This is a genomic window from Mycobacterium sp. C31M (genome assembly GCF_053345865.1).
Genome location: NZ_JBKFAX010000001.1, coordinates 91918 through 117214, shown reverse-complemented (window position 1 = coordinate 117214; position 25297 = coordinate 91918). Strand labels below are relative to the sequence as shown.

The 25297-nt window shown below is 67.3% G+C and carries 23 protein-coding genes; 12 read left to right on the top strand and 11 right to left on the bottom strand.

Translation table 11 applies throughout. The annotated features are described in order from the left end of the window. Window positions 1-11: 11 nt before the first annotated feature. From ACLBYA_RS00570 to ACLBYA_RS00560, 3 genes are read right to left on the bottom strand one after another with little or no spacing between them, the layout of a single operon-like run. Window positions 12-1844, bottom strand: coding sequence for a dipeptide ABC transporter ATP-binding protein (locus tag ACLBYA_RS00570; RefSeq protein ID WP_447707411.1), 1833 nt, complete (start codon window positions 1842-1844; stop codon window positions 12-14). Then, window positions 1841-2719 (bottom strand): ABC transporter permease, encoded by an 879-nt coding sequence (locus ACLBYA_RS00565; protein WP_447707410.1) that lies wholly within the window; start codon window positions 2717-2719, stop codon window positions 1841-1843. The genes ACLBYA_RS00570 and ACLBYA_RS00565 overlap by 4 nt, the downstream gene beginning before the upstream one ends. Further along, entirely contained in the window at window positions 2716-3693 is a 978-nt protein-coding gene (locus ACLBYA_RS00560; protein WP_447707409.1) for an ABC transporter permease, read from the bottom strand. The genes ACLBYA_RS00565 and ACLBYA_RS00560 overlap by 4 nt, the downstream gene beginning before the upstream one ends. 147 nt (window positions 3694-3840) lie before the next feature. Between ACLBYA_RS00560 and ACLBYA_RS00555 the strand changes: the two genes are divergently transcribed. The 8 genes from ACLBYA_RS00555 to ACLBYA_RS00520 all read left to right on the top strand — a co-directional run bounded on the left by ACLBYA_RS00555 (window position 3841) and on the right by ACLBYA_RS00520 (window position 12516). After that, the gene (locus ACLBYA_RS00555; RefSeq protein ID WP_447707408.1) at window positions 3841-4095 is read left to right on the top strand and encodes a hypothetical protein; all 255 of its coding nucleotides are present in this window, start codon (window positions 3841-3843) and stop codon (window positions 4093-4095) included. 125 nt (window positions 4096-4220) lie between these two features. After that, window positions 4221-4430, top strand: coding sequence for a hypothetical protein (locus ACLBYA_RS00550; RefSeq protein WP_447707407.1), 210 nt, complete (start codon window positions 4221-4223; stop codon window positions 4428-4430). A gap of 120 nt (window positions 4431-4550) precedes the next feature. After that, entirely contained in the window at window positions 4551-5255 is a 705-nt protein-coding gene (locus ACLBYA_RS00545) for a response regulator transcription factor (RefSeq protein ID WP_447707757.1), read from the top strand. Next, on the top strand, window positions 5252-6814 hold the full coding sequence (locus ACLBYA_RS00540) for a sensor histidine kinase (RefSeq protein WP_447707406.1): 1563 nt from the start codon (window positions 5252-5254) through the stop codon (window positions 6812-6814). Before ACLBYA_RS00545 ends, ACLBYA_RS00540 begins: the two co-directional genes overlap by 4 nt. 52 nt (window positions 6815-6866) lie before the next feature. Further along, a complete protein-coding gene (locus ACLBYA_RS00535; protein ID WP_447707405.1) occupies window positions 6867-8723 on the top strand; it encodes an ArnT family glycosyltransferase in 1857 nt (618 codons plus the stop codon). A gap of 55 nt (window positions 8724-8778) precedes the next feature. Continuing rightward, entirely contained in the window at window positions 8779-9999 is a 1221-nt protein-coding gene (locus ACLBYA_RS00530) for a glycosyltransferase (protein ID WP_447707404.1), read from the top strand. A gap of 22 nt (window positions 10000-10021) precedes the next feature. Next, on the top strand, window positions 10022-11902 hold the full coding sequence (locus ACLBYA_RS00525) for an ArnT family glycosyltransferase (protein WP_447707403.1): 1881 nt from the start codon (window positions 10022-10024) through the stop codon (window positions 11900-11902). A gap of 119 nt (window positions 11903-12021) precedes the next feature. Beyond that, window positions 12022-12516, top strand: a complete 495-nt coding sequence (locus ACLBYA_RS00520; RefSeq protein WP_447707402.1) for a beta-class carbonic anhydrase — start codon at window positions 12022-12024, stop codon at window positions 12514-12516. Here the strand turns inward: ACLBYA_RS00520 and ACLBYA_RS00515 are convergent. The 8 genes from ACLBYA_RS00515 to ACLBYA_RS00480 all read right to left on the bottom strand — a co-directional run bounded on the left by ACLBYA_RS00515 (window position 12503) and on the right by ACLBYA_RS00480 (window position 20711). Beyond that, window positions 12503-13738, bottom strand: coding sequence for an MFS transporter (locus tag ACLBYA_RS00515; RefSeq protein ID WP_447707401.1), 1236 nt, complete (start codon window positions 13736-13738; stop codon window positions 12503-12505). The genes ACLBYA_RS00520 and ACLBYA_RS00515 overlap by 14 nt on opposite strands. Next, window positions 13735-15078 carry an LLM class flavin-dependent oxidoreductase gene (locus ACLBYA_RS00510; RefSeq protein WP_447707400.1) on the bottom strand — a complete coding sequence of 448 codons (1344 nt, stop codon included), beginning with the start codon at window positions 15076-15078 and terminating at the stop codon, window positions 13735-13737. The genes ACLBYA_RS00515 and ACLBYA_RS00510 overlap by 4 nt, the downstream gene beginning before the upstream one ends. 6 nt (window positions 15079-15084) lie before the next feature. Beyond that, window positions 15085-15945, bottom strand: a complete 861-nt coding sequence (locus ACLBYA_RS00505; protein ID WP_447707399.1) for an ABC transporter permease — start codon at window positions 15943-15945, stop codon at window positions 15085-15087. Then, on the bottom strand, window positions 15938-16756 hold the full coding sequence (locus ACLBYA_RS00500; protein ID WP_447707398.1) for an ABC transporter ATP-binding protein: 819 nt from the start codon (window positions 16754-16756) through the stop codon (window positions 15938-15940). The genes ACLBYA_RS00505 and ACLBYA_RS00500 overlap by 8 nt, the downstream gene beginning before the upstream one ends. After that, entirely contained in the window at window positions 16753-17823 is a 1071-nt protein-coding gene (locus ACLBYA_RS00495) for an ABC transporter substrate-binding protein (RefSeq protein WP_447707397.1), read from the bottom strand. Before ACLBYA_RS00495 ends, ACLBYA_RS00500 begins: the two co-directional genes overlap by 4 nt. Before the next feature lie 92 nt (window positions 17824-17915). Continuing rightward, window positions 17916-18878 (bottom strand): TauD/TfdA dioxygenase family protein, encoded by a 963-nt coding sequence (locus ACLBYA_RS00490; protein WP_447707396.1) that lies wholly within the window; start codon window positions 18876-18878, stop codon window positions 17916-17918. Window positions 18879-18973: 95 nt separating this feature from the next. Continuing rightward, the gene (locus ACLBYA_RS00485) at window positions 18974-19687 is read right to left on the bottom strand and encodes an IclR family transcriptional regulator (protein WP_447707395.1); all 714 of its coding nucleotides are present in this window, start codon (window positions 19685-19687) and stop codon (window positions 18974-18976) included. Further along, window positions 19665-20711: an ABC transporter substrate-binding protein gene (locus tag ACLBYA_RS00480; RefSeq protein ID WP_447707394.1), complete on the bottom strand. Its 1047-nt coding sequence runs from the start codon at window positions 20709-20711 to the stop codon at window positions 19665-19667. Before ACLBYA_RS00480 ends, ACLBYA_RS00485 begins: the two co-directional genes overlap by 23 nt. Before the next feature lie 155 nt (window positions 20712-20866). Between ACLBYA_RS00480 and ACLBYA_RS00475 the strand changes: the two genes are divergently transcribed. The 4 genes from ACLBYA_RS00475 (at window position 20867) to cysD (ending at window position 25297) form a co-directional block, all read left to right on the top strand. Next, window positions 20867-22489, top strand: a complete 1623-nt coding sequence (locus tag ACLBYA_RS00475; RefSeq protein ID WP_447707393.1) for an FAD-dependent oxidoreductase — start codon at window positions 20867-20869, stop codon at window positions 22487-22489. After that, window positions 22486-22827, top strand: coding sequence for a 4Fe-4S dicluster domain-containing protein (locus tag ACLBYA_RS00470; protein ID WP_447707392.1), 342 nt, complete (start codon window positions 22486-22488; stop codon window positions 22825-22827). Before ACLBYA_RS00475 ends, ACLBYA_RS00470 begins: the two co-directional genes overlap by 4 nt. A gap of 115 nt (window positions 22828-22942) precedes the next feature. Continuing rightward, window positions 22943-24271 (top strand): MFS transporter, encoded by a 1329-nt coding sequence (locus ACLBYA_RS00465; RefSeq protein ID WP_447707756.1) that lies wholly within the window; start codon window positions 22943-22945, stop codon window positions 24269-24271. 96 nt (window positions 24272-24367) lie between these two features. After that, window positions 24368-25297 carry a sulfate adenylyltransferase subunit CysD gene (gene cysD, locus ACLBYA_RS00460; RefSeq protein WP_447707391.1) on the top strand — a complete coding sequence of 310 codons (930 nt, stop codon included), beginning with the start codon at window positions 24368-24370 and terminating at the stop codon, window positions 25295-25297.

The window sequence follows — 25297 nt, the reverse complement described above, 5'->3', positions numbered from 1 at the left end:
GCGATCCGACTCTAATCGGGATCGGGTGAGGGGCGTGGTACCGCCGCCAGCAGACGGCGGGTGTACTCGTGCTGCGGGTGCTCGAAGATCTGCTCGCTTTCGCCCTGCTCGACGATGCTGCCCTTGTGCATGACCGCGACGCGGTGCGCGAGGTGCCGCACCACCGACAGGTCGTGGCTGACGAACAGATACGCCAGTCCGAATCGCTCCTGCAGATCAAGCAGCAGGTTGATGATGCCGGCCTGGATCGACACATCCAGCGCGGACACCGGTTCGTCGAGTGCCAGGATCTTGGGCTGCAGCGCCAACGCCCGGGCGATGCCGATGCGCTGCTTCTGCCCGCCGGAGAACTCGGCCGGATAGCGGCCGGCGTATTCGCGGCGCAACCCGACCAGTTCGAGCAGTTCGGCGACCCGTGACTCGGTATCGCTGCGGTTGAAACCGTTGGCGCGCAGCGGCTCTGCCAACACATCGAACACCGGGAGCCGCGGGTCCAGCGAGGCCACCGGATCCTGGAACACCACCTGCAGGTTGCCACGCAGCGCACGTCGGCGCTGCCGGTCCAGGGTGGCCACATCGGTGCCGAGCACCTCGATGCTGCCGGACTCGGGTGCGGCCAGATCCAGGATCTGGTGCAGCGTGGTCGACTTGCCGGAACCGGATTCCCCGACGATGCCCAGCGTGCGGCCCGCCTCCAATTCGAAGCTGACGCCGTCGACCGCGCGGACCTCGCCGATCCGGCGGCGCAACACCACCCCCTTGGTCAACGTGTAGGTCTTGGACAGCTCGGAGACCCGCAGCACCACATCGCCGGAATCGGTGCCGGCACTCTCCGCCGCGGTCGACACGCCGTAGATCTCGGCCGCGCTGCGTCCGCTCACGTGGGTATGCCTGATGCACGCCACCTGGTGGCCCGGGCCGACGGACACCAGTTCCGGTTCTCCCGTGTGGCAGGCGTCGATCGCCAGGGGGCAGCGCGGGGTGAACGGGCATCCCGGGGGCAGCGAAGCCAGCGACGGGGGAGCGCCGGGGATGGGCACCAGACGTTCGCCGCGGGGGGCGTCCAGACGCGGTACCGAGCCGAGTAGTCCGGCCGTATAAGGCATCCGGCGATGCCGGTACAGCTCACCCACCGGCGCGGTCTCCACCGCCCGGCCCGCGTACATGACCAGTGCGCGGTCGGCGAACTCGGCGACCACCCCCAGGTCGTGGGTGATGATCAGTACGCCGGCGCCGGTGACATCGCGGGCGGTGCGCAGCACATTGAGGATCTGGGCCTGCACCGTGACATCCAGTGCGGTGGTCGGCTCGTCGCAGATCAGCAGATCCGGGTCGTTGGCGATGGCGATGGCGATGACGACCCGTTGCCGCTCACCACCGGACAGTTCGTGCGGGAAGGCGCGGGCCCGCTGTTCGGGTTGCCGGATGCCGACAAGCTCGAGGAGTTCGATCGCACGGGTACGGGCCTGCCGCGCACCGACATCGCGGTGGTGGATCCGGATGGCCTCGGCGATCTGGTCTCCCACTGTGTAGACCGGGGTCAGCGCCGACATCGGATCCTGGAACACGGTGCCGATCCGGGCGCCGCGAATCCGGGACATCGCTGTATCGGGCAGCCCGATCAGTTCCTCACCGGACAACTTCACCGACCCGGACACCTCGGCGAACTCGGGCAGCAATCCGACGACGGCCATCGCGCCGGCGGATTTGCCCGCTCCGGATTCCCCGACCAGGGCCACCACCTCACCCGCGGCGACGGTGTAGTTCAGTCCCCGCACCGCGGCGACGGTCTCGGTCTCGCCGGGGAAGTCGACCCGCAGGTCGGACACCTCGAGCAACGTCACTTGCGCCGCCTTCCCGGTCGTGCGGCCGGATCCAGCGCGTCACGCAGGCCGTCACCGACCAGGTTGGCGCACAACACGATCAGCACCAGCACACCCGCCGGGAACAGGAACACCCACGGGAACGTCGTCACCGAGCGGGTGCCGTCGGCGATCAGGGTGCCCAGCGACACGTCGGGTGGCTGCACGCCGAATCCCAGGAAGCTCAAGCCGGTTTCGGCAAGGACGGCCAACCCGACGTTCAGTGCGGTGTCGATGATCAGGATCGACGCGACGTTGGGCACGATGTGGCGGACGATGATCCGCCAGTTGGATACCCCCATGTAGCGTGCGGCCGAGACGAATTCGCGTTCACGCAGGCTCATCGTCATACCGCGCACGATGCGTGAGCTGATCATCCAACTGAACGCCGACAGCAGCAGGATCAGCCACAGGATGGAGCCGGACTCGCGGGTACGTGGTGTGACGATCGCGATCAGCAGGAAGCTCGGTACCACCAGCAGCAGGTCGACCAGCCACATCAGGGTGCGGTCGCGCCAGCCGCCGAAATAGCCGGCGATGGTGCCGACGGTGGCGGCGATGATGGTGGAGATGAAGGCGACCGCCAACCCGATCAGCAGCGACTTCTGCATCCCGCGCAGGGTCTGGGCCAACAGATCCTGTCCGATCGCGTTGGTGCCGAACCAATGTGCGGTGTTCGGCGGCTGTTGCAGTGCGTAGTAGTCCAGGTCGGTGTGCGAGTAGGGCAGCAGCGGGGGCAGTGCCCAGGCGCTGACGAACAGCAGGGTCAGCACCACCAGCGACAGCACCGCGGGGGTATTGCGCACAAAGCGTCGCGCGACGAGCGTGCGGCGCGAGACGAACTGATAGTCGGTCATGAGACCCGCACCCGGGGGTCGAGCGCGGCATAGAAGATGTCCGACAGCAGACCGGCGAGCAGGATCGTCAACCCGGAGAACAGGACGACGGCGACGACGATGTTGGTGTCCTGGCTGGTGATCCCCTGGACGAACCATTCACCGATTCCGTGCCAGCCGAAGATCCGTTCCACGAAAACCGAACCGGTGAACAGGCCGCCGACACCGTACGCGAACAGGGTGGCCATCGGGATCAACGCGGTCCGTAGCCCGTGTTTGAACAGCGCTCGTCGCCGCGTCAGGCCCTTGGCCCGTGCCGTGCGGATGAAGTCCTGTCCGAGCACGTCGAGCATCGCGTTGCGTTGATATCGACTGAACCCGGCGATCGCCCCCAGCGCGAGCGTGAAGGTGGGCAGCACCAGATGCTGTAGTCGGTCGACCAGCTGGTTCCAGACTCCACCGACGGCATCGGGGGAGGTTTCCCCGGTGTATTCGAACAATTGCACGCCGAGCACCGCGTTGACCTTCAGGGCACCGAGGATCAGCAGGTTGGCGATCACGAAGGTCGGTGCGCTCAGGATCAGCAGCGAGGCCACGGTGATGGCGCGGTCGGAGAACCGGTATTGCCGGATGGCCCCCCAGGCGCCGACGACGACACCGATCACGGTGCCCAGCACGGCCCCGATGAGCACCAGCCGCAGGCTCACCCCGATGCGGCGCCACAGTTCCTCGGTGACGGGTTGACCGGCGACCGTGGTGCCGAAATCGCCGCGGACGGCCCCGGCCAGCCAGTCGGCGTATCGAACGGGGATGGGTTTGTCGAGGTTCAGCTCGGCGGCTTTGGCGTCGATCACCGCCTGGGGTGGGCGCGGGTTGCGCTCCAGCAGGGTGTCCAGGGGCGAGAAGGTCAGCGACGTCAGCGTGAACGTCAGGATCGAGGCCAGCGCCAGCAGGATGACGTAGTTGAGCAGTCGGCGCGTCAGGAACCGGGTCATACGGTGGGTCCGCCGCGGGGCTGCATGCGGACAGGTTAGGAGATCAACCCTGTTGAGGCGCGTTTGCGCACGTCCCGGGCGCGGCGCAACCCAATGTTCACCTGCCGATCGGTTTCCTGCCGTCCGCGCCGCGGGTAACCGACCGTCATGACATCGAACAAAGTGAAGCTCATGTTGGCCGGCGCGGGCGTCGGTGCCGTCGTGGTGATGGGCGGGCTGACCGCCGTCGGGACGACCTCGGTCACGGCCGATCCGCTGCCGCCGGGACCCGGCCCGGGAACCACCGTACCGGAGACCGCGGAACCGGCGGCCCCCGGCGACGCCCTTGAGCCGACGACGGCGCCGCAGGAGGCCGAGGAACCCGAGTTCGTGACGACGACCACGGTGACGCCTGAGCCCTGATCACATCGAACGGAGGACAGGACGGGCGCGCCCGTCCGGTCCTCCGCTGTCTCTGACCTGCGACGATGAATTCAGAAGGTTTTGGGCAGGTGTTTGATGTCGAACGCTGGGGGTACTAGAAAGGCATGACATCTAACAAAATGAAGGTGATCTTTGCCAGCGCGGGTGTCGGTGCGGTCGTGGGTATGGCCGGCCTGACTGTCGTGAACAGCACGGCCGTCGCGGATCCGGCACTGCCGGAGCCGACGTTGCCGTCGGAGACCTACTCACCGACTGAGCCGGCCCCGGTCACCACCACCACGACGGAGCCCGAATCAGCCGAGTCGGGCGGTTAGCCCGATATCCATAGCCGGCTCACAGGAACGGCACATGCTGCGCCCACACGAGCGCCAATAATGGAAAGCATGTCCCCCTCAGCCGGCGGATCGGCCCACGACGTTCCGGTGCGCGCAGTGATGCGCAGATCCGACGGTAAACCGATCCAGGTGCTGGTTGTCGACGACGAGCCGGTGCTTGCCGAGTTGGTGTCGATGGCCCTGAGGTACGAGGGGTGGGACATCGTCACCGCCGGCGACGGCGCCGGGGCCATCGAACTCGCGCGTGACAACCCACCGGACGTCGTGGTGCTCGATGTGATGCTGCCCGATATGAGCGGGCTGGACGTCTTACGCAGGCTCCGCGAGATCCAGCCCGGGTTACCTCTGTTGCTGCTCACCGCCAAAGACTCGATCGAGGACCGGATCGCCGGTCTGACCGCCGGAGGCGACGATTACGTCACCAAACCGTTCAGCATCGAGGAAGTCGTGCTGCGGTTGCGGGCGCTGTTACGCCGCACCGGGGTGGCCAACGATGCCAGCGACGCCCAGCTCATCGTCGGAGATCTGGTGCTCGACGAGGATAGTCATGAGGTGACGCGTGGCGGCGATCCGATCACATTGACCGCCACCGAATTCGAGTTGCTGCGATTCATGATGCGCAACGCCAAGCGGGTGTTGAGCAAGGCCCAAATCCTGGACCGGGTGTGGAGCTATGACTTCGGCGGCCGGTCCAACATCGTCGAACTCTACGTGTCCTACCTGCGCAAGAAGATCGACAGCGGTCGCGAACCGATGATCCACACTCTGCGTGGCGCCGGATACGTCCTGCGCCCGCCCCGATGAGCCGGGTCTTCACTCCGCGAGCCTGGTCGCTGGGCACGCGTCTGGTCGTCAGCGTGGTCACGCTGCTTGCCGTGCTCTGTCTGACCATCGGCGTCGTCAGTGAGTTTGCGCTGCAACGCTTCCTGATGAGCCAGTTGGACAGTCAGGTGGTCGAGGCCGTCAACCGGTCGGCGGGCATCATGGAACTGCCTCCGCCGCTACATCTTCCGCCGCCCCGACCGGGCCACCTCGCACCGGGTCCGCCGGTGCGGTTCCGCTTCGACCCCGAGGAAGGACCCGGGCCGGGCTTTCTCAACGCACCGGGGCAGGCCATCCGCACCGTCGGGATGGTCATCGGGCCCGCCGGGCGTACCGGCGGGCAGGAGCGCAGCGACCCGGGGATGAACATAGACGCGGGCGTCATCACGGCCGAGGGTGCCACCGCCGACATCAGCGCCGCGGCAACGGCACAGCTAGCTCAGGTGCCGACCACCCGCACCCCGGTCACCCTCTATCTAGACGGACTGGGCTCCTACCGGGTCATCGCCGACCAGATGCGGCACAGCTCGCGGACGGTCATCGTCGGGTTACCGACCGCCGTCGTCGACGACACCCTGCTGTGGGTACTGGTGATGTTCTGCATCGTCTCCGCGGTGGCGCTGACCGCCGCCACATTGGTCGGCACCTGGATCATCCGTCGCCAATTGGCGCCGCTGGCAAGGGTTTCAGCGGCAGCCCGCGATGTCGCCGATCTGGAACTCGACAAGGGTGAGGTCCGGCTGCCGACCCCGATCGTGCCCGTCGACCCGGTCAGCGCACACACCGAGGTCGGTCAGCTCAGCTCCGCGCTCAACCGGATGCTGGACCGGATCGCCGGGGCCCTGTCGGCGCGCCACGATAGCGAAACCCGGGTGCGGCAGTTCGTCTCCGATGCCAGCCACGAACTGCGCACCCCGCTGGCCGCCATCCGCGGTTATACCGAACTGGCCCAACGTAAGAGCGCCGAGCTGCCCGACGATGTCGCACACGCCATGAGCCGGGTGGAGTCCGAGACCGCGCGGTTGACCACCCTGGTCGAGGACATGCTGTTGTTGGCGCGCCTCGACGAGGGCAGACCGCTGGCGAGCGCCCCGGTGGACCTGGCCCAGGTGGTACTCGACGCCGTCAGCGACGCACATGCCGCCGGCCCGGATCACGAGTGGACGCTGGACCTGCCTGATGATCCCGTACAGATCTCCGGTGACCGGGAACGGTTGCACCAGGTGCTGATGAATCTGTTGACCAACGCACGGGTGCACACGCCGGCCGGGACCACCGTCACCACGTCGGTGGCGGTCGGATCCGATCGGACGGCGGTGCTGACCGTCGCCGACGACGGACCCGGAATCCCGGAAACGCTGCAGCCCGAGGTGTTCGAACGGTTCGCGCGCGGTGATTCGTCGCGGTCACGTCGCGGCGGCAGCACCGGCCTTGGGTTGGCCATCGTGGCGGCAGTCGTGAAGGCACACCGTGGTCGCATCGACTTGCACAGTGCCCCAGGCGATACCCGGTTCGTGATCACGTTCCCCGGTCACAGCTGACACACAGCCCGGTCAAATGCCCGGCGTAGCTGCGCCGGGAAGGATGGCGGAGATGACTGCTGTCCGGATTTCGCGTGAACGCCTGGCCCTGGCTGTGCTGCTGGTGGGCACCGGTGTGCTCTACATGTGGAACCTGTCGATCAACGGGTGGGCCAACAGTTTCTACGCCGCCGCGGTGCAGGCCGGCAGCCAGGACACCATGGCGTGGCTGTTCGGTTCCAGCGATCCGGCCAATGCCATCACGGTGGACAAGACCCCGGCGGCGCTGTGGGTGATGAGCCTCTCGGCCCGGCTGTTCGGATTCAACTCGTGGTCGGTGCTGGCACCGCAGGCGCTGATGGGGGTGGCCGCGGTGGCGCTGCTGTACGCCGCGGTCCGGCAGGTCAGCGGCCCCGGTCCGGCCTGGTTGGCCGGCGCGGTACTGGCGGTGACACCGGTGGCCGCGTTGATGTTCCGGTTCAACAACCCTGACGCACTGCTGGTGCTCCTGCTGGTGGCGGCGGCCTACTGCGTACAACGGGCATGCGCGCCAGATGCCGGAAAGTGGTGGCTGATCGGTGCCGGTGCCCTGACCGGATTCGCGTTCCTGGCCAAGATGCTGCAGGCCTTCCTGGTGCTGCCCGCGTTCGCGGCCGCCTACCTGCTGTGCGCCGCCGCGCCACTGCGAACCCGACTGATCCGACTGGTCGCCGCGGTGGGCGCGCTGGTGATCGCCGGTGGCTGGTACCTGCTGCTGGTGGAGCTGTGGCCGGAATCGGCGCGGCCGTATATCGGTGGCTCCCAACACAACAGCATCGTGGAACTGGCCCTGGGCTACAACGGCGTCAGCCGGTTGACCGGTGCGCAGGCAGGCGGGCTGGGGAACCTGAACTTCGATGCGGGCTGGGACCGGTTGTTCGGCGCGGGAATGGGCGGCGAGATCGGCTGGCTGCTACCTGCGGCGCTCGTCTGCGCGGTCGGCGGTTTGGTGTTGACCCGTCGGGCCCCGCGCACCGATCCGGTGCGGGCGGCACTGATCCTGTGGAGCGGCTGGCTCGTGGTGACGGCAGTGGTGCTCAGCTACGCCAACGGAATCGTGCACTCCTACTACACCGTCGCGCTCGCTCCCGCCATCGCGGCCTGCCTGGCGATCGGTGGTGACCTGTTGTGGCGCAACCGAACCGACCGACGCTGTGCGCTGGTGCTGGCGGGTACGGTGCTCGGCACCGCCGTGCTGGCCTTCGTCATGTTGAGCCGCGTATCCGACTGGTTGCCCTGGCTGCGCTGGGTGATCGTGGTGGTGGGGGTCGCCGCCGCCATCCTGATCGTGGCCCGTGCGGCGGCCGTCGTGGCGGCGACGCTGGCGGTGGTCATTGCGCTGGCCGCGCCGACGGCCTACACGCTGGTCACCGTCACCACACCGCATACCGGCGCGATCCCGTCGTCCGGTCCTGCCCATGGCGGGTTCGCCCAGGGCGGCCCACCACCCTTCGGAGGTCCGCACCGCGGTCCCGGCGGGCCACCGGCGGGTGGCCCCGAGGGCGGGCCGCCGTTCGGTGCCGGCCTGCTCGACGCACCCCGGCCCACAGCCGAACTCGTCGCGCTGCTGACCGAGGACGCCGCACGGTTCACCTGGGCTGCGGCGGTGGTGCGGTCCAACAACGCCGCCGGTTATCAACTGGCCGCCGATGTGCCGGTGATGGCCGTCGGTGGCTTCAACGGCACAGACCCGGCACCCACACTCGCGGGTTTCCAGCAATTAGTCGCCGATGGCCGAATCCACTGGTTCATCGGTTCCCGCATCATGGCAGGTCAACGGGGAGACCATGCCGGTAGCCGGGATGCCGCCGACATCGCGGCGTGGGTGCAGAACAGATTCGTGCCCCGCACCGTCGGCGGGACCGTCGTCTACGACCTCTCCGACTCATAGCGTGCGCACAGGTTGGACCCACAGGCGGCACACGCTGCAGTTCGACGATGGAGCCATGACAGACACCGCCTTCGCCGCCCGCCCCAACGCCGTCCAGGTCGCAGGCGCCGCCGGCACCCCGGTGGTCGACATCGTGGTCCCGGTCTACAACGAGCAGGCCGCGCTGGCGCACTCGGTGCGTCGCCTGCACCGGCACCTGCGGGAGAGCTTCACCTTCAGCGTGCGCATCACCATCGCCGACAACGCCAGCACCGACGACACCCCGCGGATCGCGGCTGAACTGGTCGCCGAACTCGACCGTGTGCGGGTGGTGCGACTGGAGGAGAAGGGCCGTGGCCGCGCCCTGCACCACGTGTGGCCGCTGTCGGACTCGCCGGTGCTGGCCTACATGGACGTCGACCTGTCGACCGACCTGGCCGCGCTGGCCCCGCTGATCGCCTCGCTGATCTCCGGACATTCCGACGTGGCCATCGGCACCCGGCTGAACCGCAGTTCCCGGGTGGTACGCGGGGCAAAACGCGAGTTCATCTCGCGGTGCTACAACCTGATTCTGAAATCGACGCTACACGCCCGGTTCTCGGACGCCCAGTGCGGATTCAAGGCGATCCGTGCCGATGTCGCCCGCGAGTTGCTGCCGTATGTGACCGATACCGGGTGGTTCTTCGATACCGAACTGCTGGTGCTCGCCGAACGCAGCGGCCTGCGCATCCACGAGGTTCCGGTCGACTGGGTCGACGATCCGGACAGCCGGGTCGACATCGTGGCCACCGCGAAGGCCGACCTGCTGGGAATCGGTCGGTTGCTGCGCGGTTTCGTAAACGGTTCGATACCCATCAACACCATTGCCGCACAGGTGGGTTCGCGTCAGTCAGCGGCACCTCGGTCGCTGCTGCGTCAGGTGGTCCGATTCGCCGGGGTGGGGGTGCTGTCGACGGCGGCGTATCTGGTGTTGTTCCTGACCCTGCACGGCCTGCTGGGGGCGCAGCTGGCCAATCTGGCGGCGCTGCTCATCACCGCGGTCGGCAACACCGCGGCCAACCGGCGGTTCACCTTCGGGGTCCGGGGCACGGGTAGTGTGGCCCGGCACCATTTCGAGGGGTTGATCGTCTTCGCCGTCGCGCTGGCCATCACCAGTGGGTCACTGGCCGGCCTGCACTCGATCACCGATCACCCCGGCCAACTGGTCGAGACCACCGTGCTGGTGGGTGCCAATCTGGTGGCCACCGCGGCCCGCTTCGTCCTGTTGCGCGGCTGGGTGTTTCACCCCCGCCGCTGAGAAACCGAGTTTGAGGAAGATCATGACCATGCTCATCGAGAACCCGACCGCCGACGAGGTGCGCGGTGCCAACCGGCCGCGTTGGGAACGACCCGGCTTGCTCGCCCTGCTGGCCGGCACCGCCGTGCTGTACCTGTGGGGTCTGGGCTCCGCAGGCTGGGCCAACAGCTACTACGCCGCCGCGGCGCAGGCCGGCACCCAGGATTGGAAGGCCTGGCTGTTCGGCTCGCTGGATGCCGGGAATGCGATCAGCGTCGACAAGCCGCCCGCCTCGCTGTGGGTGATGGCACTGTCCGGCCGGATCTTCGGTTTCAGCGAGTTCACCATGCTGCTGCCGCAGGCACTGATGGGCGTCGGCGCGGTGGCGGTACTGAACTTCGCGGTACGCCGGTACAGCGGTTCGGGCGGCGGCCTGATCGCCGGTGCCGCGCTGGCGATCACCCCGGTGGCCACGGCCATGTTCCGCTACAACAATCCCGACGCGCTGCTGGTCCTGCTGTTGGTGGTCGCCGGGTACTGCACCCTGCGTGCCACCGAACGCGGTGGCACGCGGTGGATGGCGTTGGCCGGCTGCGCCATCGGCTTCGCCTTCCTGACCAAGATGCTGCAGGCCTTCCTGGTGCTGCCGGCCTTGGGTGTGGTGTTCCTGGTGGCCGCGCCGACCTCGTTGTGGCGCCGGCTCGGCTCACTGCTGGCGGCAGCGGCGAGCGCCGTGGTGTCGGCGGGATGGTACATCGCGCTGGTCGACCTGTGGCCGGCCGACGCCCGCCCCTACATCGGCGGATCGACCGATAACAGCTTGCTGCAGTTGGCCTTCGGCTACAACGGGATCGACCGGATCGTCGGCCAGGGCCAGCCCGGCGGCGGGGGTATGCCCGGGCAGGGTGGTCCCGGTGGCGGGCCGCCCGGGGGCAACCTGTTCTTCGGCGGCGATCCCGGGATCGGCAGGCTCTTCGGAGCATCGATGGGTGCCGAGGCATCCTGGTTCCTGCCGGCCGCGCTGCTCGGGCTCGGCGCCGTGCTGTGGCTGACCCGTCGCGCGGCGCGCACCGACATGGTGCGGGCATCGGCGCTGATGTGGGGTCTCTGGCTGCTGGTCACCGGTGTGGTGTTCAGCTTCATGGGCGGCATCATCCACCCCTATTACACGGTGGCGCTGGCACCGGCAGTGGCTGCGCTGGTAGGAATTTCGGGCGCGGAGTTGTGGCGGCGGCGGAGTCATCTCGCGGCTCGCATCGCGCTGGCGATCGGGTTGGCCGGTACGGGAGTGTGGGCCTTCGTCCTGCTGTCGCGGCATGCCGAGTGGTGGCCCGGTGTGCGCTGGACGGTGTTGATCGCCACGGTGCTCGTCGCCGCGGTCATCGCCGTCGGCGGACAGCGGCTCGGGCGGGCAACGGGTGTGGTGCTGGCGGCCGCGTTACTGGCGGGTGCCGGGGGCAGCGCCGCCTGGGCGGTTGCCACGGTCGTCGATGGTGGCGGCGGCGGGCCGATGGCGACATCGGGTCCGGCCCAGCAGCACGACTTCGGTCCGCCGGGTGCCGGTGGTCCCGGCCGGCCGGGTGGTGCCCGCGATGATGCCGCACTGGCCGAACTGGTGACCGGACTCGACAATCGTTGGGCCGCCGCGACGGTCGGCTCGATGATGGCGGGCGATCTGGAACTCAAGACCGGCGCGTCGATCATGGCGATCGGTGGGTTCTCCGGCGGCGACAACTCGCCGACACTGCAGCAGTTCCAGTCCTATGTCGAGGCGGGGGAGGTGCGGTACTTCATCGCCGGTGATCGGTTCGGCCCGCCCGGACATCAGCGCGACGGCGCCGGGACGCAGATCACCGAGTGGGTGCAGCAGAACTTCACCAAGCTCGATATCGGCGGGACGGCCGTCTACGACCTGCAGCCCTGACCCTCCAGCCCTCCGGCGAACAGACGCAAACTTGCTGATTTGACCCGGAAATACGCAAGTTTGCGTCTGCTCGCGCGGAAAGGGGGACCACCGCAGCAGCGGGGTCTAGGGTCCGGCACATGTCTGTCACCGATCAGTACCTGGCCAACAATGAGCAGTACGCAAAGACCTTCACCGGTCCGCTGCCGCTGCCGCCGAGCAAGCACGTGGCCGTCGTCGCCTGTATGGACGCCCGTCTCGACGTCTACCGCATCCTCGGTCTCGGCGACGGCGAGGCGCACGTCATCCGCAATGCGGGCGGGGTGATCACCGATGACGAGATCCGTTCGCTGGCCATCAGCCAACGACTGCTCGGTACCAGGGAGATCATCCTGATCCACCACACCGACTGCGGCATGCTGACCTTCACCGACGACGACTTCAAGCGCGCCATCCAGGATGAGACCGGGCTCAAGCCGAACTGGGCGGCCGAGGCGTTTCCCGACCTGGCCGAGGATGTGCGGCAATCGCTGCGCCGTATCGAGTCCAGCCCATTCGTCACCAAGCACGAATCGTTGCGCGGGTTCATCTTCGACGTGGCCACCGGTCGTCTCGATGAAGTCACTCCCTACTGATTTGCGCACATCCAGTAACGCCCTGCGTTACTGGATGTGCGAAAGTCGCCGGGGGCCAGGGCACGTACCGCGGGATGTAGCGCCACATGGTCGCCGCACCGGCGGCCGAGATCACCCCGAGCGCCGCCACCCCGACACTCAGCGGTGCCACCACCGCCGCAGCACCCAACGCCAACGGGCCGGCGAACATGCCGATGTCATGGGTCAGCCGCCACGCCGCCAGGAATTCGGCGCGGGTGGCCGCCGGCGCGACATCCGCGCCCAGGGTCATGATCACGCCATTACCGAACCCGTTGCCGATTCCCATCACGACCGCCGCAGCCGCCATGGTCGCCAACGAATGCGTGAACGGCAGCGCGGCGAACGACACCGCGATGATCACCAGCGACGGCACGGCGATCGCGCGTCGACCGTAGCGATCCATCAGCTGCCCGGCCGGATACGAACACAATAGGTCGAAAGCGGCGCCGATACCGAACACCAGTGACGCGGTCGCCGCGGCCAGCCCGATATGGTCGGCCCACAGCGGCAGCGCGGCATCGCGCGCGGCACGTGCCGCACCCATCAGCATGGATCCGGCACCCAAGGTGGACAACAACACTCGATGACCACGCAGCACCGCCAGCACGGGAGCGCCTCCCGGCACGGCATCGGCCGCCCGCACGGGATCGGGCACCCGCGCCAGCAGGAACCCGGACACCAGAATGCCCACGACCTGCACGGTGAGCCCGCCGCGCAGCCCGACCGCGAGGATCGCGGCCGCTCCGATGAATGGTCCGAGCAGCATGCCGACCCGCCACATCAGGGCGAAGGTGGCCATCGCGCGGGCCCGTACCGGCGCCGGTGCCGCTTCGGCCAGATAGCTCTGTCGGGCCAGTCCCCACACCGCGGTCGACAGGCCGGTCAGCACCGCGCCGACGCCCAGGACAGCGGGGGACCAGGCGACGATCGCCAGGGTGACACCGAGACTGCCGACCCCGGAGCCGACGATGATCGCCCGTCGCTCGCCGTACCGGGCCACCAGTCGGCCTGCAGGTAGGTCACCCAGCACCGACCCCAGGCCGACGAACGCGACGATCAGCCCGGCCACCCCGACCGAGGCGCCGAGTTCGCGGGCCAGCAGAGCCAGCACTGGGATGCCGGCACCCTGGCCGACACCGAACACCACGGACGGGATGAAAACGCTGGTGACGAAGGGACGTAGTGCGACCCAGGTCGTCATGCGCTCGATTCGGCGGCGGATGCCGTCGGTGCGAATCGGCTCACAGGTCGACGCAGACCGTAGTGGTCTCGCAGGGTGGTCCCGGTGTACTCGGTGCGGAACAGGCCGCGGCGCTGCAGGATCGGCACCACCTGCGTCACGAAGTCGTCCAAACCACCGGGCAGGTAGGGCGGCATCACGTTGAAACCGTCGGCCGCACCGGCCTCGAACCATTCCTGCAGATTGTCCGCGACCTGCTCGGCCGTGCCGGCGAACGTGCGGTGGCCGCGGCCGCCACCGAGCTTGGCGATCAGCTGGCGCACCGTCAGTGACTCCTCGGTGGCCAGATCCTTCACCAGCTGGAACCGGCTCTTGTTGCCCTGGATCTGGTCGATCGGCGGCAACGGTGGCAGCGGGGCATCCAAAGCGTGCGCCGTCAGATCAACACCGAGCATGTTGGACAGCTGCCGCAACGAGTACTCGGGCGAGATCAGCTCGGTGAACTCCTGTTCCAATTCCCGGGCCGCGGATTCGGTGGGCCCGATATAGGCCACGATGCCGGGCAGGATCTTGATCTCGTCGGCGCTGCGGCCGTAGGCGACGGCCCGGGCCTTGACATCTCGGTAGAAGGCCACCCCGTCGGCGACCGAGCGCTGCGCGGTGAAGATCGCCTCGGCGTGTCGGGCGGCGAAATCCTTTCCGGCCTCCGATGATCCGGCCTGCACCAGCAGCGGCCTGCCTTGCGGGGAACGGGGGGAATTCAGTGGGCCCCGCACCCGGAACAGCGGGCCGGCGTGGTCGATCGGGTAGACCTTGTCCGGGTCGGCGAAGATCCCGCTCGGCGCATCCAGCACCACCGCGTCGTCATCCCAGCTGTCCCACAGCGCGGTGGCCACATCGACGAACTCCTCGGCGCGCCGATACCGCCCGGCGTGATCCGGGATGGTATCCAAGCCGAAGTTGGCGGCCTCGTCGGCGCCGGCCGAGGTGACGATGTTCCAGCCGGCCCGCCCGCCGCTGATGTGGTCGAGCGAGGCGAAGCTGCGGGTCAGCGTGTACGGCGAATGATAACCGGTCGAGGCCGTCGCGATCAGGCCGACCCGGTCGGTGACGGTGGCGATCGCGGTCAGCAGGGTGATCGGCTCGAACACCGCCTGGGTGTTGTGCTTGATCCGGGGCCCGACGGCCAGTCCATCGGCGAAGAACACCGAATCCAGTTTTCCCCGCTCGGCGATCCGCGCCAGGGTCTGGAAATGCCGGACGTCCAACAGGTTCTGCGCATTGGTCCGTGGGTGTCGCCAGGCGGCCTCGTGATGACCGACACCCATCAGGAAGGCATTGAGGTGCAATTTCTTCGACATGACCACCTAGTTCTCTGTGCGCCAGCGCGACAGCCGGCGCTCCACTGCGACGAGCACACCGTTGAATGCCAGACCCACCAGGGCGATGGTGACGATGCCGGCGTACATCTCGGGAATCTGAAAATTCAGTTGGGAGGCGGTGATCAGATAGCCGAGACCAGCCTTCGCGCCCACCATCTCGGCGGCGATGAGCACCAGGATGGACGAGGCGGCCGCCATGCGCAGGCCGGTGAAGATGGTCGGCACCGACGCAGGCAGGATCACCTTCTGGAACAACCGGATCGGCGAGAGTCCCAGCGAGCGTGCCGACTTGATGAGCAGCGGGTCCACCGTGCGCACACCGGAGATGGTGTTCAGCAAGATCGGGAACGTCGAGGCGTACACCACCAGTGCGACCTTGGATGTCTCACCGATACCGAGGATCAGGATGAACACCGGCAACAGTGCCAACGCGGCGGTGTTGCGGAACAGCTCCAGGATCGGGTTCAGGAACTCGGCCACCGGCCGGTACCAGGCGATCGCGATACCGAGCGGAATCGCCACGGCGACGGCGATGACGAACCCGAGTAGCGCACGCGACAGGCTGGCCGACACGTGCTCGGTCAGTTGACCGTTGCCGATCAGTTCGACGAAGGTCGTGGCGACCTGGCTGAACGGCGGCAGGAAGACCCTGTCCACCAAGCCGATCCGCGGGGCGATCTCCCAGATCGCCAGGAATCCCAGGATGGCCGCCGCCGGCTTGAAGATCCGCCAGGCGATGCTGCCCGCGGACCTGCCGAGGGTGCGCGACGGGGTCTGTGCCGTCGGGTCCGTCGTTGCGACCGGCGCTGTGGTGCTCTGCGCCGGGGCGGCGATGGCGCTAGACATGGGCGACCTCGATCTCCTCGGCGGCGAGTTCCTGCGAGCGGGCACGCTCGACCTCGTGATGCAACAGCGTCCAGATGTGGTGGCGCAGTTCTCGGAACTGCGCACCAGAGCGGATATCGTCGACACCGCGATCGATGTCGACGTCGACGATGTTCTTGATGCGGCCGGGCCGCGATGTCAGCACCGCCACCCGCTGGCCCAGGTAGATCGCCTCGTCGATGCCGTGGGTGATGAACAGGATGGTCTTCCCGGTGGTCTCCCAGATGCGTAACAGTTCGTCCTGCAACGATTCCCGGGTCTGGGCATCGAGTGCGGCGAACGGCTCGTCCATCAGCAGCACCTCGGGGTCGAAGGCCAGACTGCGAGCGATCGCGACGCGCTGTTTCATACCTCCCGACAGCTCGTGCGGATACCGATCGGCGAAACCGGCCAGTCCGACCAGATCGAGATAGTGCTCGGCGCGTTCCCGGCGTTCGGCCGCCGGTAATCCCTTGGCCTCCAGACCGAACTCGATGTTCTTGCGGGCCGTTCGCCACGGCAGCAGGGCGTACTGCTGGAACACGATGCCGCGGTCCAGGCCCGGGCCGGTGATCGGCCGGCCGTCGAGCAGGATCTGCCCCGAGGTCGGTGTGGTCAGACCGCCGAGCAGGTCCAGCAAGGTGGATTTGCCGCAGCCGCTGGGCCCGACGAGGACCAGGAACTCCCCGGCCGCCAGGTCGATGGTGATGTCCTCGATCGCGGTGAACGCGGTCTGCTCGCCGCGGATCGGGAACTGTTTGGTCACGTGTTGCAGGCTGAGTTTCGGGGTCATTTCGTCGCCAATGGTTGTCCGTCGGGGCCGCTGCCGTCGGGGAAGTTCCCGTTGGCATACGGATTGAATTCGTTGGTGTACAGGTCCGCGGCGCGCAGCGAGCCGTCCTCGAGCTCACCGTTGCGGACCAGCCAGTCGATCCAGGTCTGCAACTCGCGTTCGGCGATCACCCCGCCGGCCACCGGGATGCCGGTGCTGCGCCAGTAATCGACGGCCTTGGTGTTCTCGTTGCGCTTCCGGCCGTGCACGATCTCCCGGAACTTCTCCAGCACCTGGTCGCGGGGAGTGACCTGGGCCCAGCGGGTGGCCCGGGCGGTGCCCTGCACAAAATCGGCGGTCGCCTCCGGGTTGTCGGCGATGAAATCGTTTCGGAGCACATAGCTTCCGTAACTGAACGCACCGAACAACGACTTGTCGGTGAACAGCGGGCGGATGCCACCGCGTTCCAGGGCGCTCTCCCGGTAGATGTCGTTGAGCGCCGCGACATCGATCTGCCCGTCGCGCAGCGCCTGTTCGGTATTGACCGGCGGCACCACGGTCAACGCCACGGACTTGATCTCTTCGTTGGTCAGACCCTCCTTGGCCAGCCATTCCCGGGTCAGGAACTCATGATGCGCCCCAAGCGTGTTCATGCCGACCTTCTTGTTGATCAGGTCCCGCGCCGTCCTGATCGGGCTACCCTCCAGGACGTAATAGCCGGTGTACTCCTGCTCGTCGGCACCATAGGAACTGAGCACCGAGGTGATATCGGCACCCGCTGCGTTGAGCTTCACCACGGCGCCGTTGAACGCCGAGCCGAACTCGACATCACCGGTGGCCGCGGACTGGATGTCCTGCGGGCCGCTGGTGGTATCACCGACCCACTGCAGTTGTACGTTCTCGAAGTAGCCGAGTGCCTCAGCCAGTTCTGGCATCTTCACCTCGCCGGTGGCGCCTTGATAACGCAGTACCGTGCGGCCGTCGGCGGTCTGCGTGCCGTCATCGGACGACCCGCACGCGGCCAGGCACAACATGACCACCGCGGCCAGAGCCGTGGTGACGCTCCATGTGGATCTTCTACGTCGCATCTTTCATCCCCCTGAATCAGATCGAAGCCCATGCTGGCAGCGCCGCAGCACGCGGTGAACCCTTTGCCTCCGCCCGAATCCAATCCGATGAATTAGGTCGTGGCGGATTCCGCGCCCCGGAATTCGGCCCCGGCAATCGACACCGATGGCAGTCCGTCCGGGCCCACCGGCACCTCACCCTCCAGGGTGGTGCGGTAGAGCACCCGGGTCGTCTGGACATCATCGAGATCGGTCGGCGCCAGATGGGCGGTGGCGCGGTTGTCCCAGAAGGCGACCGTGCCCGCACGCCACCGCAAGCGCACCGTGTACGCCGGATTGGTGACCTCGTCGAAGAACAGGTCGAGAAGTCGGTCGCTCTGCGCCGGTGACAGTCCGACCAGGCGCGCGGTGAACCCGGGTGTCACGAACAGCGCACGTTCCCCGGTGACCGGATGTACGCGCACCACCGGGTGTTCGGTGACGATGGGGTTGGAGCGGGTCTTCTCGGCGTAGCTGCTGTCGTAGGCCCACTGCGGGTGGCGACCGCCGAAACGGTGCTCGGCGCGCAGTCCGTCGGCCAGGCGCTGCAACGGTTCCGCCAATCCACGGTAGGCGGCGGCCAGGTTGGTCCACTGGGTGTCGCCACCATGGTCGGGCACGATATCGGCCCGCAGTATCGTCGCCGCGGGTGGGTTGACCAGCGCGGTGACGTCGGTGTGCCACTTGTTGTCGTAGCTGTATCTGACCTTGCCGAATCGGCGCGCGTATTTACGGCTGTCGACCGCGAGGATCTCCGGAAACCCCTGGGGCGCCTCGTCATCGTAGGGGTGCGACGGGGTGACGGCACCGAATCGCGCCGAGAAGGCGATCTGATCGGCATGCTCGATCTGCTGATCGTGGAAGAACAGCACCTTGTACCGGTGCAGCGCGGTTCGGATGACGTCGACCTGCTGTGCGGTGAGTCGATGCCGCAGGTCGATGCCGTTGACGTCGGCGCCGATGTGACCGGCGACGGGTGTGAACCGTAGTGTCTCCGAACCTGCTGGTGCACTGTGCTTTTCGACGGTGATGCTCATCGTGATCCCCCTGTTGGCAGTCGGGCTGGGTACCGTCTCATGATCAACAGCAGCCGAACGCACCCGAAATGCGCCTTTCACGATGTGAGAGAGGATCAGGGTGAACTTAAGTTCCGGCGGGATCCGATGTGCCGCGCGTGCCGGCGCATCACCGGCAGAATGTCGCGCACCACGTCGTCGGTCAGCCGGCGTCGCAGCGCCTGAACCCCGACCGAGCCCCATACCCGTCCGTCCCCGCCGAAAACCGGCACCGCGATGGCACGCACATGGGCGCCTTGCGGCCCGGTGCTCTCGGCGTAACCAAGGCGGCGTACCTGCTCCATCGCACTGTTGTTGACACCACGATCAAAGGCCAGCATTGCCATCCCCATGGCGCTGCCCGACAATGCCTGCCGGGCCCCGGGCAGCTGATTCCCGCAGAACCTGTGCACCGGCCGTGCGGAGCAGACGGTGACCACCTCATCGTCCTCCGGCACGCCCAGATTCGCGGTGATGTCGATATCACCGGCCAGCGAATGAAGATGCGGGGCAAGGGCTTGCACATTGAGCCGGTGCAGGGCCGGTGCTGCCAGCGCGACCATGCCCGCGCCGACCCGGTAGTGGTCACCGTCGGCCGAACGCTCCAGCAGGCCGCCGTGCACCAATGCCTGGCTCAGCCGGTATGCCGTGCTCAGCGGCAGGCCGGTCCGAGCCGAGATGGAGGTCAGCGTCAACTGGTCGGCGGACTCACCGACCGCGGTGAGGATCGCGATGGCCCGGTGCAATACCTGCGGACCGGGCGCCGCATCACCTGCCGAGGGCCTGGCCATCAGGGCCCGCATCGCCGGGATAGGTCCCGTTTGCATAGGGATTGAACTCGTTGGTGTAGAAGTCCTCCGGGGTGAGTGTGCCCTGCTCGAGCTCACCGTTGCGGACCAGCCAGTCGATCCACAGTTGCAGCGACTTCGGGTCGATGACCCCGCCCGGTTCGGCGACACCGGTGCTCTTCCAGTAGTCGGCCTTCTCGGCGTTCTCGTTGCGGCCGCGTTGGTTGATGATCTCCTTGAACTTGATGATCACCTGCTCGCGTGGGGTCACCTGCGCCCATCTGACGGCCCGCGCGGTGCCCTGGGTGAGATCGGCCACGGCCTCAGTGTTCTGTTCCAGGAAATCGTTTCGCACGATGTAGGTGCCGTAGGTGAAATCGCCGAACAACGATCCGTCGGTGAACAGCGGACGGATCCCGCCGCGGGCGACGGCCTCGTCGCGCCAGATGTCGAACAGTGCGATGGCATCGATATTGCCCTGCCGCAGTGTCTGTTCGGCATTCACCGGCGGCACCACCGTCAGTTCGACCTGCTTGATCTCCTCGGCGGACAGACCTTCGCGGTCAAGCCATTCGCGCATCACGAACTCCTGGTGAGCACCCAGGGTGTTCATGCCGAACTTTTTGCCGATCAGGTCGCGGGCCGACCGGATGGGGCTGTCCTCCAGCACGTAGTAACCGGTGAAATTCTCCTTGTCCGAACCGTAGTACCCGATGATCGAGGTGATCGGCGCGCCCGCGGCAGCCAGTTTCACCACCGCGCCGTTGAACGCGCCGCCGACGTCGATATCGCCGGTGGCGGTGGCCTGGATGTTCTGCGGTCCACTGGTGGTGTTGCCCACCCAGCTGAGCTTGATCTTCTCGAAATAGCCGAGATTCTCTGCGAGTTCGGGGTAGGTGACCTGGCTGGCCCAGCCCTGGTAGCGGACGATGGTGCGGCCGTCAGCGGTGCTCGCGGTCTCCGAGGACGACCCACACGCCGCGAGCAGCAGCGCCGAGACGGCCAGAGCCAATGCGCGAATCTTCATTCCAGCGATCCTGTGAGCGCGACGGCGCGGCGACAATGCTTTCCGAGAGCGGCGATTTTAATCGGCACGATCGCAGACGTGGCCGTGTGTGGGTCACCGTCCTACGGTGAGTCCTATCCCGCACTCGAACATGGTCGTTTTCAGGGGGTTTCGCTGTGTCCGGAGCAGATGTCGAAGAGTTCACCGCGGATGTGTTCGTCGCCGGCGGGGGGCCGGCGGCGTGCTGGGCGGCGCTGCGCGCCGCCCGCGACGGTGCCGATGTGGTGCTGGCGGACAAGGGTTACTGCGGCACCAGCGGTGCGACGGCGTCGGCAGGTACCGGTGTCTGGTACGTCCCGCCCGATCCGGAGCTGCGGGCGCAGGCGATCGACGGCCGCGATGCGCTGGGTGGCGAGCTGGCCGATCACCGATGGGCATCACGGGTGCTCGACGAAACCTACGACCGCATCAACGAGTTCGCACACGCCGCCCGCTTCCCCTTCCCGGTGGGGCCCGACGGCCGGCAACTCCGCAACGGACTGCAGGGCCCCGAATACATGCGCCGGATGCGTATTCTGGTGCGCCGCGCGGGGGTCCGGATACTCGACCACAGTCCGGTCACCGAACTACTGGTCGACCGTGCCGGTGCTGCCGCGGGTGCCACCGGATACCGGCGCCGGCACGACCGTGATTATCGTGTGCGCGCCGGCGCGGTGGTGCTGGCCACCGGCGGATGCGCCTTCCAGTCCAAGGCGCTGGGCTGCGATGTGAACACCGGTGACGGCACGCTGTTCGCCGTCGAGGCGGGTGCCCAGCTGTCGGGAATGGAGTTCTCCAACGCGTACGGCATCGCCCCGGAAGGCACCTCGGTCACCAAGACCGCCTTCTACCAGTTCGCCACCTTCTACCGCGAGGACGGCAGCGTGTTGGAGGGCGCGGGTGGACAGAACCGGTCACCGATCGCCGCGGAACTGTTGCGGGGCAGGGTTTTCTGTCAGATCGACCGGGCGGACGCCGACAACCAGGCGGCAATGCGGCGCGCTCAACCGAATTTCTTCCTGACCTTCGACCGGATGGGTGTCGATCCGTTCACCCAGCGATTCGCGGTGACCCTGCTGGCCGAGGGCACCGTGCGCGGCACCGGTGGCATCCGCATCGTCGACGACGAGTGCGCCACCACGGTGCCCGGCCTGTTCGCCGCCGGCGATGTCGCCACCCGTGAGCTGATCTGTGGTGGGTTCACCGGAGGCGGTAGCCACAATGCCGCCTGGGCGATCTCGTCGGGCAACTGGGCCGGACGGGGCGCTGCCCGGTACACGCGTGACCTCGGACCGTCAGCGGTTCGGCCGGTGGCCGGTGTCGGTACGGTAGGCATTCGGCCGCACTCCGGCGGCCGCGGCGCCGATCACCGGGAGGTCATCGCCGCGCTGCAGCGTGAGGTGCTGCCGTATGACAAGAACTATCTGCGCCGCGGTGCCGTGCTGACCACCGCCGTCGACGCCCTCGACGAGATCTGGTCCGATATCCGCGGATCGGTGGGCGGGACGGGCGAGGTCACGGTGCGCAACCGGCAGGCCGCGGCGATGGTCGCACACGCACGGTGGATGTACCGGACGGCGCTGGCGCGTCCCGAGACACGGGGGATGGCCAAGCGATTGGATCATCCCGGCCAGGACCCGGCACAGCACCACCGCCTCGTCACCGGCGGCCTCGACGACATCTGGGTGCGGCCCACCGCCGTGACCGGGCGGCCGGTGGCCGCTGGGGCGAGCGAAGCGACGGGGGAAGTCACGCGATGATCGAGCTGGTTTCCGCGCAGCGCTGCATCGCCTGCGACAAATGTGTGGACGTATGCCCGACCAACGTCTTCGATCGGGACGGTGCGGGCATCCCGGTGATCAGCAGGCAGGACGACTGCCAGACCTGTTTCCAGTGTGAGGCGAACTGCCCCGTCGACGCGCTGTTCGTCTCCCCGTACGTCACCCCGCAGTCCGGGGCCGACGAGCAGGACCTGGTCCGTCGCGGCCTGCTGGGCAGCTACCGGGAGCGGATCGGCTGGGGCAGGGGACGGGCCCCCGGCGCCGGCACGGCCATCGGGCCCGCCCTCAAACCCGGCACGCCGCCGCTGATCAGTTAGTGATTTACGCACATCCGGTAACGCTCAGCGTTACCGGATGTGCGCAGATCGCCGGTCCCGGACTAGATTGCCTGCGGTGTCAGCGCCCCAGAACCCGACCCCGTTCCCGCGCGGAATGGCGCTCCTGGTCGCCGGGGCCTTCTTCATGGAGATCCTCGACGCGACCATCATCGCGCCGGCCATCCCGCTGATCGCGACCTCGTTCGGCGTCCAACCCGTCGACGTCAACGTCGCGATCTCGGCGTACCTGGTGACGGTTGCGGTGCTGATCCCGGCCACCGGCTGGATGGCCGACCGGTTCGGTGTCCGGCGGGTGTTCCTCGCCGCGATCGCCGTGTTCACCCTCGCCTCGATCGGCTGTGCGATGAGCACCTCGCTGCCGATGCTGGTCGGGATGCGCGTTGCCCAGGGCATCGGTGGCGCGATGATGGTCCCGGTCGGGCGGCTGGCGGTGCTGCGCAACAGTTCGAAGACCGATCTGGTGCGGGCCATCGCCCTGCTCACCTGGCCGGCGCTGGCAGCACCGGTGCTGGCGCCCGTACTGGGCGGGGCCATCGCGACAGTGGGCAGTTGGCGGTGGATATTCATCGTCAACATCCCACTCGGCATCCTCGGATTTGTCCTGGCGCTCAAGCTGGTTCGTGGTGCCCCGGTGGCATCGACCCGGAAACTGGACTGGTCGGGCATGCTGCTGCTCAGCGGAGGTATCGCCGCGGCGCTGATGGCCCTGGAGAGCATCCGCATCTCCGGTACCGACTGGGTGCTGGTCGGTGCGTGTGGTCTGGGCGGTGTGGTGCTGCTGGGACTGGCACTACGGCATCTGCTGCGCACCGAGGCACCGCTGATCAAGCTGCCGGTGTTGCGTGTCCGAACGCTGCGGATCACCGTCACCGCGGGGTCGCTCTATCGGATGGTCATCACCGCGGTCCCGTTCCTGCTGCCGTTGATGTTCGTCCTGGAGTTCGGGTGGACGCCGTTTCAGGCCGGGTTGATGGTGGCCGCACTGTTCATCGGCAACCTGACCATCAAACCGGCGACCACCCCGTTGATGCGCCGCTTCGGCATCCGCACGGTGCTGGTGGTCAACGGCATCGTCTCGGTTGGGTGTTTCGGTCTGCTGGCATTCGTGCAGCCCGGCATGCCGGTGGCCGTCATCGCCGTGATCCTCTACGTCAGCGGCGCGCTCCGCTCGATCGGGTTCACCGCCTACAACAGTCTGGCCTTCTCCGATGTCGACGGCGACGACCTGACCCACGCCAACACCCTCAACGCCTCGGTGCAGGAACTCGCCGCCGGACTCGGTATCGCGATCGCGGCCCTGTTGGTGAGCCTGCTGGCGTCCTACTCGGTGACATTCCTGGTGCTCGGTGGCTTGCTGGCGGTGACGCTGATCGAGTCACTGCGGCTGCCCGGCAGCGCCGGATCGCACGTCACCGGCCGCTGACGACGACCGTTTCATTGACATCGGGGCAGCTCCGCCGGTTTAATACCCAACCATGATTGCAATTCTGGTCATATCTACCAACTTTATGGAGATGCGATGACGGCCTCCGCCGATCTCGACCCCGCAGCCGCCCGGTACGAGCTGAGCCATCTGCGTGCGCTGGAGGCAGAGGCCATACACATCATCCGCGAGGTCGCCGCGGAGTTCGAGAAGCCGGTGCTGCTGTTCTCCGGCGGCAAGGACTCCATCGTCATGCTGCATCTGGCCGTGAAGGCGTTCGCGCCCGGCCGACTGCCGTTCCCGGTGATGCACGTCGATACCGGTCACAACTTCGACGAGGTCCTGCAGGTCCGCGACGAGCTGGTGGCCGAGAGTGGGGTGCGCCTGGTAGTCGCCAAGGTGCAGGACGACATCGATGCCGGCCGCGTCGTGGAGACCATTCCGTCGCGCAACCCGATGCAGACTTTCACGCTCCTGCGCGCCATCCGGGAGAACAAGTTCGACGCCGCGTTCGGCGGCGCGCGCCGTGACGAGGAGAAGGCCCGCGCCAAGGAGCGCGTGTTCAGCTTCCGCGACGAGTTCGGCCAGTGGGACCCCAAGGCGCAGCGCCCCGAACTCTGGAATCTCTACAACGGCAGGCACAAGAAGGGGGAGCACATCCGGGCGTTCCCCATCTCGAACTGGACCGAGTTCGACATCTGGTCCTATATCGGGGCCGAGAAGATCAAGCTGCCGTCCATCTACTACGCACATCAGCGCAAGGTGTTCGAGCGCGACGGCATGCTGCTGGCGGTGCACAAATTCCTGCAGCCGCGCAAGGACGAGCCGGTGATCGAGAAGACCGTGCGATTCCGCACCGTCGGCGATGTCACCTGCACCGGTTGCGTGGAATCGTTGGCGGGCACCGTTTCCGAGGTGATCGCCGAGACCGCGGTGTCGCGGTTGACCGAACGTGGCGCGACCCGCGCCGATGACCGGATCTCCGAGGCCGGGATGGAAGACCGCAAGCGCGAGGGGTATTTCTGA

What these genes read in the sequence shown, in the direction of transcription:
- ACLBYA_RS00495 (WP_447707397.1), bottom strand. Translation starts at nt 17,823, where the DNA reads ATGCGACGTAGAAGATCCACATGGAGCGTCACCACGGCTCTGGCCGCG.
- ACLBYA_RS00555 (WP_447707408.1), top strand. Translation starts at nt 3,841, where the DNA reads ATGACATCGAACAAAGTGAAGCTCATGTTGGCCGGCGCGGGCGTCGGT.
- ACLBYA_RS00535 (WP_447707405.1), top strand. Translation starts at nt 6,867, where the DNA reads ATGACTGCTGTCCGGATTTCGCGTGAACGCCTGGCCCTGGCTGTGCTG.
- ACLBYA_RS00490 (WP_447707396.1), bottom strand. Translation starts at nt 18,878, where the DNA reads ATGAGCATCACCGTCGAAAAGCACAGTGCACCAGCAGGTTCGGAGACA.
- ACLBYA_RS00525 (WP_447707403.1), top strand. Translation starts at nt 10,022, where the DNA reads ATGACCATGCTCATCGAGAACCCGACCGCCGACGAGGTGCGCGGTGCC.
- ACLBYA_RS00520 (WP_447707402.1), top strand. Translation starts at nt 12,022, where the DNA reads ATGTCTGTCACCGATCAGTACCTGGCCAACAATGAGCAGTACGCAAAG.
- cysD (WP_447707391.1), top strand. Translation starts at nt 24,368, where the DNA reads ATGACGGCCTCCGCCGATCTCGACCCCGCAGCCGCCCGGTACGAGCTG.
- ACLBYA_RS00500 (WP_447707398.1), bottom strand. Translation starts at nt 16,756, where the DNA reads ATGACCCCGAAACTCAGCCTGCAACACGTGACCAAACAGTTCCCGATC.
- ACLBYA_RS00530 (WP_447707404.1), top strand. Translation starts at nt 8,779, where the DNA reads ATGACAGACACCGCCTTCGCCGCCCGCCCCAACGCCGTCCAGGTCGCA.
- ACLBYA_RS00540 (WP_447707406.1), top strand. Translation starts at nt 5,252, where the DNA reads ATGAGCCGGGTCTTCACTCCGCGAGCCTGGTCGCTGGGCACGCGTCTG.
- ACLBYA_RS00470 (WP_447707392.1), top strand. Translation starts at nt 22,486, where the DNA reads ATGATCGAGCTGGTTTCCGCGCAGCGCTGCATCGCCTGCGACAAATGT.
- ACLBYA_RS00480 (WP_447707394.1), bottom strand. Translation starts at nt 20,711, where the DNA reads ATGAAGATTCGCGCATTGGCTCTGGCCGTCTCGGCGCTGCTGCTCGCG.
- ACLBYA_RS00505 (WP_447707399.1), bottom strand. Translation starts at nt 15,945, where the DNA reads ATGTCTAGCGCCATCGCCGCCCCGGCGCAGAGCACCACAGCGCCGGTC.
- ACLBYA_RS00510 (WP_447707400.1), bottom strand. Translation starts at nt 15,078, where the DNA reads ATGTCGAAGAAATTGCACCTCAATGCCTTCCTGATGGGTGTCGGTCAT.
- ACLBYA_RS00515 (WP_447707401.1), bottom strand. Translation starts at nt 13,738, where the DNA reads ATGACGACCTGGGTCGCACTACGTCCCTTCGTCACCAGCGTTTTCATC.
- ACLBYA_RS00485 (WP_447707395.1), bottom strand. Translation starts at nt 19,687, where the DNA reads ATGGCCAGGCCCTCGGCAGGTGATGCGGCGCCCGGTCCGCAGGTATTG.
- ACLBYA_RS00565 (WP_447707410.1), bottom strand. Translation starts at nt 2,719, where the DNA reads ATGACCGACTATCAGTTCGTCTCGCGCCGCACGCTCGTCGCGCGACGC.
- ACLBYA_RS00560 (WP_447707409.1), bottom strand. Translation starts at nt 3,693, where the DNA reads ATGACCCGGTTCCTGACGCGCCGACTGCTCAACTACGTCATCCTGCTG.
- ACLBYA_RS00465 (WP_447707756.1), top strand. Translation starts at nt 22,943, where the DNA reads ATGGCGCTCCTGGTCGCCGGGGCCTTCTTCATGGAGATCCTCGACGCG.
- ACLBYA_RS00550 (WP_447707407.1), top strand. Translation starts at nt 4,221, where the DNA reads ATGACATCTAACAAAATGAAGGTGATCTTTGCCAGCGCGGGTGTCGGT.
- ACLBYA_RS00545 (WP_447707757.1), top strand. Translation starts at nt 4,551, where the DNA reads ATGCGCAGATCCGACGGTAAACCGATCCAGGTGCTGGTTGTCGACGAC.